The organism is Bradyrhizobium sp. AUGA SZCCT0182 (genome assembly GCF_018130185.1).
Taxonomy (GTDB): Bacteria; Pseudomonadota; Alphaproteobacteria; order Rhizobiales; family Xanthobacteraceae; genus Bradyrhizobium.
In genome coordinates this window covers 104,910-117,527 of the sequence record NZ_JAFCLY010000017.1, presented here as the reverse complement: position 1 = coordinate 117,527, position 12,618 = coordinate 104,910, and the positions used below count along the sequence as shown (strand labels likewise).

The window sequence follows — 12,618 nt, the reverse complement described above, 5'->3', positions numbered from 1 at the left end:
ATGCGGGTCCGCGTGCGGCGAGACCCGCCATGGATCAGAACGATTTCGTGCAACCCGGCAGATCGCCCGCGCCTGGAAATTCATCCAGGGATTTACGTTGCGGCTTGCCGTCGATCCCCCTGACGATTTCGACAAGGTAGACCTTTTCTAGCAAAGCGCTGTTCTGCGCGTTGAAACGAATCTTTCCCCGCGGAGCATCGAACGTCAGCCCGCGCAACGTCGAGATAAATTTCGCGCGGTCTTCTGGCATCTGACCACGAAGTTTTTCCAGCGTCATCATAATCGCCTTGCCGTTATCGTAGCCAAGCGAAGCATTGACGTCCGGTTCATCCTTGAACATCTTCTTGTAGGCTTCGACGAACTTCTTGTTCGTTTCGTTCTGCAAGGCCGGGAAGTGAACTGTGATGTGCTTGGCGCCGATGACGAGGTCACCCAAAGCCGGCCAAAGGACTTCATCGTAGACCCATTGATCGCCGATCAGCGGTATCTTGTCTCTAAGCCCGAAGTCGGCATGCTGCTTGACAACCTGAACGGCTTCACTTCCGGCATAGAAAGAGTAAATGATCTGCGCGCCGGAATTGCTCGCCTGCGTCAGCGCCGCACCCCAGTCCTTCGTCTTCTGAAACGGCGTCCAGATTTCCTGGACCACCTTGCCGCCACTCTCTTCAAACCCCCGCTTGAAGGCACCGAGGAATGAATGTCCAGCCGAGTAGTCCGGCCCCATGATGACGGCAGTCTTGATACCCTTGCTGGCCCAGTATTTTCCGGAGTTGTACTGGAACCCGTTGGCGCTAAAGGACGTACGCGCGATATAGGGACTGCAGAACTTTCCGGTGATTTCGTCGGCGAACGTGAAACCGAACACTGTGGGTACCTTCCCGCGGTCGGCAATTTCGGATAACGCGATAGCGACATTCGAGCCCACTACGCCGGTCACCAGATCGACCTTGTCGAGTTGCACCAGTTTGTTGAATTTCTGCACGCCGACGCTGGGCGTGAGTTCATCGTCGGCGCGAATGATCTCGATCGGACGCCCGGCGATCTTGCCGCCGTATTCAGCGACGGCGACCTGAAGGCCGCGGTCGAAACCCTCAGCCGGCACCGCGTAGACACCCTTGTATGTCAGGAGAAGACCAACCTTGATCGGTCCCTTCTCCTGCGCGTATGTCGGCAGACTGGCCACTGCCGCGAGACATATCGCCGCAGCAAAACCAATGCGCGTGGATCCGTTGAAAGAAATTGCCATCCCGCTCTCCCAGATGCCGGGCGGTCACGTGCCGCCTCCGCAGCCATGCGGCTGCAATCCCGCGTGGATTTTTATGGGATGATGCTAGATCGGGATGATGGCCCTGACTTGCAGGATAGCGCCAAGCTTTCCGGAAAAGCGCCGTTTTGTCCAGGACAGGCCAGCCCGCCTTTTAGGAAAGGAAACTTGCTTATGACTGGCAACGCTGACGGAACGCGGATGGGGTTACGCCGGTAGCTTTCTTGAAACTCGTCGAGAAATGCTGGGCGTGACTGAACCCGGTGGTAAGCGCCACATTGACGATGCTGTCTTCCGTTTCGGATAGTCGCCGCTTCGCTTCTTCGATCCTAAGCGAAAGCACATAGTTGTATGGCGTCGCGCCCACGCTCTCCTGAAACGCACGCAGGAAATGCCGTTTGCTCAGCCCGGCGATCCCGGAAAGTTCTGCGAGACAGATCGGCGCGGTAAGGTTCTCGCGTATATATTCCTCAAGACGCCGGAGGCTTCGGCCCGGTAAACCGCCGCGAAATTCGATGGATGGCTGCCGGCTTTTTTCACTGATGCGAGAAATGTGAGCCAGCGCCTGAATCGACCATCCCTCCGCCATGAGGTTGAAAACATTGTCGGGCGAAGCCGCTTCACGGCAAAGTTCGGCGAGGCCACGGGTCAATCCATCGTGCTCGAAAGCAATTGTCGAGTTTGTGATCGCATGCTGAAGGCGTTCGCCCACGAAAGTTGGATTCAGGAACACCACGGTGTAGTCGAGGGTCGGTCCTACGTTCCACTCGCCTTCGATCTCGATTGCAGCGGGAAAGATCGCGAGCTTTGACTTTCCCGGAAACCGGCGCTCAACCGGACGCCCGTCAATCGTCGCTCTCAGACGTTCGGCCCCCTTGCCGAACCAGAACAACGACAACTCCGGCTGGCGAAAATGCCAATGCATGCGCCCGACCGTCTCCCTGCGAAGAACTTCGATCCGCATACTCGGCGTATCGGTAATAATGGACGACACGAGATCGCCGCCGACCTCCCGAACGTAGGTCTCACCGATGCTTCCCATCCCAAAACCCCGCTTAACCGCGAGTTCCGGAATAGAATGCACCAAATACGGAAAAGAAGCGAGGCGCTTTATTGGTGCGCCGCACCATAGGCCTCACTTGGGGGCACAGCGGCTCAAGCGCGATGATATGCTCGCGGTCGGTCAGACGACCCGCCCGATCGCGACCTTGTCCATCTCGCGAAGGGTCTCGCGGATCGCCGCGAAGGCGTCGTGCCCGACCTTGCCGTCGGGCCGCAGGTAATAGGGGCGGATTAGGTAGCGGGGATCGATCTCGTTGCGGTCGACGAACTCGTCGATCTCGATGGTCGTCGATTCCAGCGCGACTGGGGAGACTCGAGCCGGCGATCTGCCTACTCGAGGAACTCGAACGACAGTCCGAAGCCAACGGCGAAGCGCTTTGCGATCCTGAGATCCTGCGCTTGCGAGCAGAAATCGTGCGCCTCCCCGGCGGAAATCAGGCGCAAGCCAAGGCCCTCCTCAAGCAGGCTTTGCGGGTGGCCCTCCGTCAAGGGGCAGCGATCTGGGAGCTAAGATCAGCAACAAGCTTGGCGGCCCAATCTGTGCCAAGTTGAGGGAGAGCAACGAGACTTCCGAGGTTCGAGCAGCACGTCAAGTGTTCTCAACACTTCCGTGAGGCCCTGCGAATCATACTTGCTAATGAGGAAAGCATCTCGTTTCGCAGAAGGCTTGTCGCGACAACCGTTGAGCCAATCGTGAAGCGTCGGACTATTCAAGGCTTAGCGGGCTGCCGTGCACCGCTGCAGTGCTCGATCGGTCAATGACTGTTTTACGCCCCAGACGCCGTCACTCGATATCGGAATAGCGTCGTTGACGCCGTGGCCTTATCTGAACGCGCTCCGTCGAATACCCGAACCTGGTCGCCAGGCGCCTCGCGCAACTTCCTGTCCCGTCACGGCGGCCTCCAGCAGCCGCGCCGGCTCGAGGCACCCAGATGAACATGCCGTTCGATCGGGAGACGATTCGACGCCGATTCCCCTTTGACCGGCGTCTCAATGATGGCAATTTGGGTCACCATGGTGCTCCACCGTCATTTTCCGGTGGTTCAAGAAACGCCTGATTTAGAAGGACTTTTCCGCTATCGCAAATCGGTGGCGGAGAGGGAGGGATTCGCACCCCCGTTACAGCCGAACGCTCAGTATCTCGTCGCTTTGATCGTGTGGTTTCAGCAGGTAAAATGACAACTTGTGGCTGGGTAAATCGCGAGCTTTCTGCTTACCATTCGCTTACTTTCGTCAAAAGAAAGTAAGCAGAGCCCGCGTGGAGACCAGCTATTGAAAATTATGGCGCGCCCGAAGAGATTCGAACTCCTGACCCCAGCTTCGTAGTCTGGAAGTTAGCCCGCTTGGACCCTTTGTTCGCCAGCAGGGAGCGACACGATGCTGGACATTCCTCCTCCGACATACGCGCTCCATGCTTCCATTAGTTTGCGTCGCTTCTCTAACGCCGTCTTCCGGCGATAGGCTTGCTCCACTTCATCACCGACTTTGTGCGCCAATGCAGCCTCCGCGACTTCACGCGGGAAGCTCGTTTCGTCACCAACCCAATCCCGGAAGCTGGACCGACAGCCGTGTGTGGTCATATTGGGGTAAATGTCTTGTAGCGTGTGAAGGATCGCGTTCATGCCAAGCGGCTTGCTCCCATCCTTGCGCCATTGCCCGGAGAACACGTAAGCGCCGGGCTTCGCGTCCTTCGGCATACATGCCCTCAGGATCGCGACGGCGCGGCCGGAGAGTGGCACTTCGTGGTCCCGCTCCGCTTTCATGCGCTCCTTGGGTATTGTCCATAGACGTTCTCTCAGATCGACTTCGCGGATGGTCATGAAGCGGGCTTCGCCAGTGCGGACGGCGGTGAGAATCACGAACTCCCCAGCAAGGTTCACGTCCGTGTCGGCTGTGGTGTGCTTCGTACGGAGCTTTTTGACGATGCTCGGCACTTCTTCATAAGGCGCGGCCGCATGGTGGCGCTTCGTTTTGGGTTGCTTGGGGAGTAGCTCCTTCAGATGGCCGCGCCACCGGGCGGGATTTTCACCGGTTCGCAGTCCCTTTGCTTTGGCAGCGTCCAGCACCCGCTCAATTCGACCGCGCAACTCACGGGCGGTACGCGCCTTGGTGAGCCACAATGGTTTCAAGACGCCCAACACATCGTCAGTGACGATGTCTTTGCAGCGCTTCCGACGCATCGGGACGCAATGCCCTTCTAGGTCTCGCTTCCAATCGTTATGCTGGTTCCGACCTTTGAAGCCGGGCTTGATAGCCTCTAGGAGCGCGTCCCCGAAGCCCCCAAATGTGTCGTCTACCGTCGCCCGGTCGGCCTCCTTCCGCTGCTCTTTCGGGTCCACGCCCCTCCGGAGCCCCGCCCGAAGCTCGCCAGCACGCTCTCGGGCGTCTTCCAGGCTTACCCCATTCAGCCCGGCCGAGCCCAGGCCAAGGTCGCGCTGCTTGCCTGTACCGCGTTCACGCCACCGAAATACCCACGACCGCGAACCACTTTCCCGAACCACCAGATAGAGCCCGCCACCGTCGCCGTAGCGGCCCGCTTTGAGCTTGGCGCTCTTCACAGTGAGCGCGGTCAACCGCTTAGCCATTCCAACCTCCATGAAATAGGGAGGGATTTTGCCGGTCCTGTTTGTACCGGTCGCGCCCTTTGGTCCCTACTTTCGTCCCTACTTTCGCGCCGGTTGGTGAGAAAGCAAGGCGGAGCGCGGCGGAGCTTCAATCAGAGTTAACCCCTAAAATTGGGCATAAATCAACGGTTGGCGGAGTTTGGCGGTGCATGGCGGAGTCTTACGTGACTGCGGTGATGCCGGTCGCGCCCCGCTTTTTTTGAAAATTCAGGAACATCGGCGCGAGCCGAGCCACCCACGTCAATAAAGCTGCACAGGGAGCGGGGTGCCGTCCTTGCCGACCACGAGGCCCCAGGTCTCGCCGGCAGCGAACTCGAACTCCCGGTTGTGCGCCGTGCCGCTCGCGAGCTTGAGGCTGACCTTGTATTTGCCGGGCGGCAGATTGACTTCCTGACCATTGGGCGATTTGCGTCCGCTATGGGCATCGTCAGTCAAACTTTCTCCGGCGCCAGCGGCCAAATTGATGGTCTGCTGGTTGACGGTGATGACGGCCGCTTCCTTCGCGCCGTTGCCAAGCCGCAGCCGCATTTGCCCTGGCATCGGCAGGATGTCGCCATCCGCGTCCGCAGGCTTGCTCTGCGACAAATCGGCGATCGTCCTGTCGCCCTGGCGGGTGAGCCGAAGCTGCGCCGGTCCATCCTTGGTGACGAATGCGATCGTGGCCTTGTCTCGCTCGATGATCGCGCCTTCATTTTCCGTCCAGCCGCGCTTGGCGAGTGCCTCGCGATAGAAGCGGAGTGTGCCTGCGAGATCGAGCGGCGTTTCGACGTGAACCGCGTCAATGAACCGTGAACTCTTGCCCGTCGTGACAACCCAGGGCTTGGGCCGCGGCAAGCCGGAGACTAGATCGTCGCTCGCGGCCTCTGCGGGCTTGGCGTCCGAGCTGACGCTGCAGAGCAGCCGCCTGCCGATGGCATTCTGCGGACAGTCAGCAATGGCCCATGCCGTCTTGTCGGTATAGCTCCCCTGGAATTTGGGCGGCGTGTTCGACGGGATTGCCGGAGTCCCCTGAGTGGTGGTCCGCGATGACCAATGAAGGGCGCACGGGACGACCAGCGGTGAATAGCCGGTCGCGCAATAATCATAGGGATCCAGCACTTTCGCGAGCGCCACCGTCAGCACGCCTACCGTGGAAGCGGCCGCCGCAACCAGCAGGCCGCTGACCAGCAAAAAAACTTTCGTTCGACGCTTCATTGGATGGATTTCCGGTGTTGAGAGGGCTGGGCCCAAGTGCCCGTCCTGAGCTTAGTGGCGCCAGCCGTGCAAAGCGTTCATCGCCTGCGAGTCGTTGTTTTCTCTGGCGATTTTCGGAGGGCAAACCTCGCGCCTGTTGCGGCCTCATGCTAGCGATGGCGCCCATGACATCAGGAAAGCGACCCGCCATGCCCCCCAATCCCCAGCAGTTTGCGAGCGACAATTATGCCGGCATTTGCCCGGAGGCGTGGGCGGCGATGGCGGAGGCCAATCAGGGGCACGCGACCGCCTATGGCGACGATCCCTGGACCCAGCGCGCGTCGGACGCGTTCCGGGAGTTGTTCGAAAAGCCGGACGCCGAAGTGTTTTTTGCCTTCAACGGCACCGCCGCCAATTCGCTGGCGCTGGCGTCGCTGTGCCAGTCCTATCACAGCGTGATCTGCTCCTCGTCGGCGCATGTGGAGACCGACGAATGCGGCGCGCCGGAATTCTTTTCCAACGGCTCAAAACTTCTGATCGCGGCGAGCGAGGACGGCAAGCTGACGCCGGAGCAGGTGCGCTCTCTGGCCACCGGCCGATCCGACATCCATTTCCCGAAACCGCGCGTGGTCACGATCACGCAGCCGACCGAGACCGGCCAGGTGTATTCGCTGGGTGAAATCCACGCGCTGGCGGCGACCTGCCGGGAAATCGGCCTGCGCCTTCATATGGACGGCGCGCGGTTTGCCAATGCCTGCGCGTCGCTGAACTGTTCGCCGGCGGAGATGACCTGGAAGGCCGGCGTCGATCTGCTGTGTTTCGGCGGCACCAAGAACGGCATGGCGGTCGGCGAAGCGATCCTGTTTTTCGATCCGCGTCTGGCCGAGGATTTTGACTATCGCTGCAAGCAGGCGGGGCAGCTTGCCTCTAAGATGCGCTTCCTCGCGGCCCCCTGGGTCGGGCTGCTGCAGGACGGCGCGTGGCTGCGCAATGCGCAGCATGCCAACGCCGGCGCCGCGCGGCTCGCCGCCGCGGTGGCCGACTTGCCGGATTTCAATTTGATGTTTCCCGTGGAGGCCAACGCGGTCTTCCTGCGCGCCTCCGCCGACCGGCTGGAAGCGCTGCGCCAGCGCGGCTGGCAGTTTTATACGTTCATCGGCGGCGGCGCGCGTTTCATGTTCGCCTGGGACGCCGATCCGGCACGGGTCGATGCGCTGGAGCGCGATATCAGGGAGGTGAGCGGGGCGCGTCGTTGAGGCGCGCGGCTCACAATTATTGTCGTCCCGGCGAAGGCCGGGACCCATAACCACCGGCGACAATTGTCTCGCGCGCTAGTCGTTATCTTTCTTTCTCGGGCCGCGGCGTATGGGTCCCGGCCTTCGCCGGGACGACGAAAGAAAGCCGGGACGACGCAAAGAAAAACGGCGCGCGAAGCGCGCCGTTTTCGATTCAAGCGATAGCTTTGCTACCTAACCCGTCGCCGCTCGTGGCGCGCGGTTGCGGGAGTTGCGCTGGAAGAACAGCGCCTGGCTCGCCACCGCCGAAACCATCGCGGGCTGGAACGGTTTTGAGATCAGGAACGCCGGCTCGGGGCGCTCGCCGGTGAGGAAGCGCTCGGGATAGGCGGTGATGAACACCACGGGGACCTCGAACACCTTCAACAGCTCGTTGACCGCATCGAGGCCGGAAGAGCCGTCGGCGAGCTGGATGTCGGCGAGGATCAGGCCCGGCTTCTTGTTCTTGGCCAGCGCGACCGCATCGGCATGGGTGCGCGCGACGCCGATGACGTTGTGGCCGAGATTCTTCACCAGGCTCTCGAGGTCCATCGCGATGAAGGTCTCGTCCTCGATGATGAGCACGTCGGTGGCGATTTCCGCCGCCATCTCGCGGCCGGCGGCGTCGGCAAGCTTACGGGTCTCGGCGATGTCGGTGCCGAGAATGTAACCCACTTCCTCTTCGGAAAAGCCCTCCAGCGACAGCAGCAGGAACGCCTGGCGCGGCAACGGCGTGATGTTCGAGAGCCGGCGCTCCGACGGCAGAGCCAGCGTCGCAACATCAGGGTTCTCGTTGACCGAGACTGAATTCCAGATCTGTGTGAACAGCCGGAACAGTCCGGCGCGCGGACCGTGCTTTTCGTCGAGCAGCGAGCCATCCTGCAGCAAGGCCTCCAGCATGGCCCCGACATAAGCGTCACCTGACGACTGGTTTCCGGTCAGCGCGCGGGCGTAGCGCCGCAACAGCGGCAAATGTTCAGCAACGAGCTGTGATCGGGACATCCCCACTCCATCCTTGTCTGAGGCCCTGTGCGGGCCACATCTGGGTCGAACCTGAACGCCTGGTCCGGCGTAACCTATCCTGAAACGGGGCGACCCGGTTCCCCTGTCATCCCCGAATACGCCTGAGGGGCAAAAAAGTTCCTTCAAACAGTTCCCTAATTTCGGAACTTTTCTGAACCCATCGCATTAGGTTTGACCAAGAGCGCGGGCGGCCAAGGCCTAATTTCGAGGAAAAGTCTTGAAATACAAGGTACTTAACACTCGGGGAAGCGTGGATGACATCATGAAAGAAGTAAAGAAGCAGGGCGGTCTCAATGCCGAGATCCAGTCTAGAATCGGCCACCAGCTGCGCGCCATGTATGACGACGTGGTGCGCCAAGGGGTACCAGACCGCTTTGCGGAGCTGATCCGGAAGCTCGACGGGCCCGAGGCGGCGACCGCCGCTCAGGGCGGCGGCGAACCTGACAAAAACAATGGAGGTAGCTAATGCCTCTCACAGATTCACTTCGCGACGACATCCTGGCGTCGGTACCGTCCTTGCGCGCGTTCGCCATCTCGCTCAGCGGTAATGGCGACCGTGCGGACGATCTGGTGCAGGAAACGTTGCTGCGCGCGATCGCCAACATCGATTCGTTCCAGCCCGGATCGAACCTGCCGGCATGGCTGTTCACGATCCTGCGCAACCTGTTCCGCTCCGACTATCGCAAGCGGCGGCGCGAGGTCGAGGACGCCGAGGGCAATTACGCCAAAACCCTGAAAACCCAGCCGGCGCAGAACGCGCATCTGGAGTTCGAGGAGTTTCGCGTCGCGCTCGACAAACTGCCGCAAGACCAGCGCGAAGCGTTGATCCTGGTCGGCGCCTCCGGCTTCTCCTATGAGGACGCGGCGGCCATCTGCGGCTGCGCTGTCGGCACCATCAAGAGCCGCGTCAACCGCGCGCGCTCGAAGCTTTCCGCCCTGCTCTATGTCGACGGCGCCGAGGATTTCGGCCCCGACAACACGGTGCGCGCGGTGATCGGCGGCAACAGCTGACATGCATCGGTTCGCATGACGCAAAAGGCGGCCCGACCGGGCCGCCTTTTTTGTTGTCGGGAAGTTCCGGGTTTCCAGTCTAATTCAGGCCGCCGAAGGCGTAGATCAGCACGAGAATCGGCAGAGGTATGCCGAGCACCCATAACAGAAGATAGCGTCCCATGGATGGTCTCCGTCCGTCATCTGATTGATACGGATAAATGCGTGGGGGACGGGAGTGGTTCCGGATGACGGGTTGGAACGAGACAACATTCACCGTCATTGCGAGGAGCGCAGCGACGAAGCAATCCACTCTTGCTTTTCCGCGGCGAGATGGATTGCTTCGCTTCGCTCGCAATGACGGGGAGAATTCTTGCGTACACGAACGCAAAAGGGAGCGCTTACTTCACCGGCCGCACCGGGGCGGAGAGCTGTTCGGTGCGGTCGCGTTCGGTCATGTCGACGACAGTGACCATGGGCGCGGTCAGCTCATAGACGTAGCTGACATCGGTGAAGAAGCGCTTGGCGGTGCCGCCGAGCGCTTCCGGCGCCACGCGGTCGAGCAGGATCAGGCCGAAATCACTGTCCTCGCGCCGGGTCGCCGCTGACGTGTTGAACTCCTCCCAGCGGAAATGGAAAACCGTATCCGGCTCCTCGCCCGATATTTCCCAGTTCGCGACGATATGCGGATGCTTGCCGACCAGCGACAGGCCCTCGTCGGAATGCGACGCCAGTTCGAAGAACAACAGCGACAGCGATTGCGCGGCGCGCGCGCTCACCGCGATGTCCGGGCCGTTGACCGCGATGCGATCGGCATGCGGTATCGCGCGCGCCTCGAACAGCCCCTTCAGCTTGACGCCCTGCCACTGGCTCTCGCTCAGCAGCGTGACCACGTTCGACATCGCATGGATGCGCCCGATCAAAAGTTCGCGCGAGACGTCGATGTCGGAGCCGTGGCGCAGCGTTCGCGTCACGATCGACTGGATCACCGCGAGGATGTTCTTGACCCGGTGGTTGAGCTCGTCGATCACGGCCGTCAGCCGCCGCTCGAAGCCGATCCGCACCTGGATCTCGCGGCTGAGCCGCAAATTGTTGTAGGCGACATAGCCGAACAGGCCGCACACGATGCCGGTCAGCGCCAGCCCGATCGCCGCCACGATCACCGCCGTCTGCTGCGCCCGCACGGCCACGTTGGTCTTGGCGTAATAGCCGAGCGACCAGTCGCGGCCGCCGAAGGTCACGGTGCGAACCATCGACGGCGCCGGGCCCTCCGGCCTGACCGGCTGCAATGTGACCGCACCCTGGTCGTTGGCGACGAATTCGTCATTGGCGTCACTCGGGTCCTTCAGCACCACCGCAAACAGCGACCGGTCGTCATTGGTCAGCATCAGCGTCGCCAGTTCGTAGGAAAACGTGACGAAGCCTGCGGCCTCGCTGGAGCCTTCCTGATAGACCGGCGCGGCGAGCACGATTCCGACCGGACCATCCTTGCGCAACAGCGGGATCGGGTCCGACGCCACCGGCTTGCCGCCCTCCATCACCTGCGTCAGTACCGGCCCGATGATCGAGTGGCGGTCATAAGCGCGGCCCGGAAAGCTCAGCGTATCCGCGCTGCGCGGCTCGAGGTCCATCAGCACGTTGATCGGCTTGTCGATCGCCTTCATATCCAGCGGCCGGTCGTCGAAATCGCGAATCGTCGGATCGGTGAACCCCGAGCTCTTCAGCACCGCACGTGCCGCTTCCAGCTCGTCCGGCTTGAGCCGCGCGATCCAGTTGGCGACCACGAAATCGGTCTTGAAGGCGTAGATCGATGCGCGCAGCGGCTGCAGCATGTTGGCCTTGAGCACCGACGGCGCGCGAAACAGGCCGGAGGCGACGCGCGCCAGCAGCTCGCGTTCGGTCAGCCGGTCCTGCACCAGGCTGGCGTGGACGTCGATGGCGCGCGCCAGCGCGATGCCGTCAAGGGTCACTTCCTGTTCATGGACGCGATAGGCCGCAAGACCGGAGAGCAGACCTCCAATCAGCGCGATGAAGCCGATAATGAAACCCAGCCGGACCACTCGCTTACTCGGGAATGAAGTGTTGGCGTAAACGTGAAGGAAGCATTCGAGGTCTGCCGGGGCGGCAACAAATAGAAACCGGACGACGGCCGATCGCGGGCGAATATGAATGAGCGATCATCAGCACGCAACTAACTGGTTGGCAGCGGGCAACACGTGGCCGCCGTTAACGCTGATTTCGCGGGGCCAGAAGATGCTAATGAAGTCGGACCAATTTGGTTCCAGGCATCCCAGCAATATCCAAGAAGCGACATCCCGCCACCGTCGCGCCCCGTGATGGCGGATTTAAGAAGGCGCGCCGACGCAGGGCCGTGGGCCGCGGCCGTTAACCAAATCCGGCGGCGTTAACCCGCCTCTAACCTGCCACTACCCTGCCTCTAACCTGCCTTGGCCTTCGGCGCCGGGCGCAGGCCGCCCTTGGTCTCGATGAAGCCGATGATGCGCTCGAGCCCCTCGCTCTTCTTCAGATTGGTCATCACGAAGGGGCGCTCACCCCGCATCCTTTTTGCATCGGTATCCATCTTTTCCAGGGACGCGCCGACATGCGGCGCGAGGTCGATCTTGTTGATGACCAGCAGGTCCGAGCGGGTGATGCCCGGCCCGCCCTTGGACGGGATCTTGTCGCCGGCGGCGACGTCGATGACGTAAATCGTGAGATCGGCGAGCTCGGGCGAGAACGTGGCGGCCAGATTGTCGCCGCCCGACTCGATCAGCACCAGATCGAGATTGGGGAATTTGGCGCGCATGTCGGCCACGGCCGCGAGATTCATCGAGGCGTCCTCGCGGATCGCGGTGTGCGGGCAGCCGCCGGTCTCGACGCCGGCGATGCGGTCCGCCGTCAGCGAGCCCGAGCGCACCAGGAACTCGGCGTCCCATTTGGTGTAGATGTCGTTGGTGATCGCGGCGATGTCGTAACGCTCGCGCATCGATTTGCAGAGCAGGTCCATCAGCGCGGTCTTGCCGGAGCCGACGGGACCGCCGACGCCGACACGCAGCGGGCCGTGAGATTTGGACATTTAAAAAATTCCCTCAATTGTCGTCCCGGCCAAGCGAAGCGCGAGCCGGGACCCATAACCACCGAATTCAGTTGTTGTATCAAGCTGGAGCTCCAGCCCGGCATAACCGCGAACATTTGTGGTTATGGGTCC

The 12,618-nt window shown here is 61.3% G+C and carries 11 protein-coding genes and 1 pseudogene; 4 read left to right on the top strand and 8 right to left on the bottom strand.

The genetic code is table 11. The features are described from left to right. Positions 1-34: 34 nt before the first annotated feature. The 3 genes and pseudogenes from JQ611_RS19430 to JQ611_RS19420 all read right to left on the bottom strand — a co-directional run. A complete protein-coding gene (locus tag JQ611_RS19430; RefSeq protein ID WP_212466296.1) occupies positions 35-1,246 on the bottom strand; it encodes an ABC transporter substrate-binding protein in 1,212 nt (403 codons plus the stop codon). 190 nt (positions 1,247-1,436) lie between these two features. Next, a complete protein-coding gene (locus tag JQ611_RS19425) occupies positions 1,437-2,306 on the bottom strand; it encodes an AraC family transcriptional regulator (protein ID WP_212466295.1) in 870 nt (289 codons plus the stop codon). Positions 2,307-2,412: 106 nt separating this feature from the next. Continuing rightward, positions 2,413-2,630, bottom strand: a pseudogene (locus tag JQ611_RS19420) (Ku protein); the annotation flags it as partial. A 674-nt stretch (positions 2,631-3,304) separates the two neighbouring features. On the opposite strand from JQ611_RS19420, the gene JQ611_RS19415 reads away from it, so the two are divergent. Then, positions 3,305-3,505, top strand: coding sequence for a hypothetical protein (locus JQ611_RS19415; RefSeq protein ID WP_212466294.1), 201 nt, complete (start codon positions 3,305-3,307; stop codon positions 3,503-3,505). A gap of 155 nt (positions 3,506-3,660) precedes the next feature. Here the strand turns inward: JQ611_RS19415 and JQ611_RS19410 are convergent, their stop codons facing one another. Both JQ611_RS19410 and JQ611_RS19405 read right to left on the bottom strand, forming a co-directional pair. After that, a complete protein-coding gene (locus tag JQ611_RS19410; RefSeq protein WP_212466293.1) occupies positions 3,661-4,911 on the bottom strand; it encodes a site-specific integrase in 1,251 nt (416 codons plus the stop codon). 279 nt (positions 4,912-5,190) lie between these two features. Then, on the bottom strand, positions 5,191-6,144 hold the full coding sequence (locus JQ611_RS19405) for a hypothetical protein (RefSeq protein ID WP_212466292.1): 954 nt from the start codon (positions 6,142-6,144) through the stop codon (positions 5,191-5,193). 188 nt (positions 6,145-6,332) lie between these two features. On the opposite strand from JQ611_RS19405, the gene JQ611_RS19400 reads away from it, so the two are divergent. Beyond that, a complete protein-coding gene (locus tag JQ611_RS19400) occupies positions 6,333-7,379 on the top strand; it encodes a low specificity L-threonine aldolase (protein ID WP_212466291.1) in 1,047 nt (348 codons plus the stop codon). Positions 7,380-7,592: 213 nt separating this feature from the next. Here JQ611_RS19400 and JQ611_RS19395 read toward each other — a convergent pair whose 3' ends face one another. After that, complete coding sequence (locus JQ611_RS19395; protein ID WP_192737177.1) at positions 7,593-8,399, bottom strand: response regulator; 807 nt, start codon at positions 8,397-8,399, stop codon at positions 7,593-7,595. A gap of 283 nt (positions 8,400-8,682) precedes the next feature. Between JQ611_RS19395 and JQ611_RS19390 the strand changes: the two genes are divergently transcribed. Then, positions 8,683-8,886, top strand: a complete 204-nt coding sequence (locus JQ611_RS19390) for a NepR family anti-sigma factor (RefSeq protein ID WP_212267284.1) — start codon at positions 8,683-8,685, stop codon at positions 8,884-8,886. Next, a complete protein-coding gene (locus JQ611_RS19385; RefSeq protein WP_211999750.1) occupies positions 8,886-9,431 on the top strand; it encodes a sigma-70 family RNA polymerase sigma factor in 546 nt (181 codons plus the stop codon). The genes JQ611_RS19390 and JQ611_RS19385 overlap by 1 nt, the downstream gene beginning before the upstream one ends. Before the next feature lie 380 nt (positions 9,432-9,811). On the opposite strand, the gene JQ611_RS19380 is transcribed toward JQ611_RS19385, so the two are convergent. Next, entirely contained in the window at positions 9,812-11,470 is a 1,659-nt protein-coding gene (locus tag JQ611_RS19380; protein WP_212267088.1) for an HWE histidine kinase domain-containing protein, read from the bottom strand. 377 nt (positions 11,471-11,847) lie between these two features. Beyond that, positions 11,848-12,486, bottom strand: a complete 639-nt coding sequence (ureG, locus tag JQ611_RS19375) for an urease accessory protein UreG (protein ID WP_212206340.1) — start codon at positions 12,484-12,486, stop codon at positions 11,848-11,850. Positions 12,487-12,618: the final 132 nt, after the last annotated feature.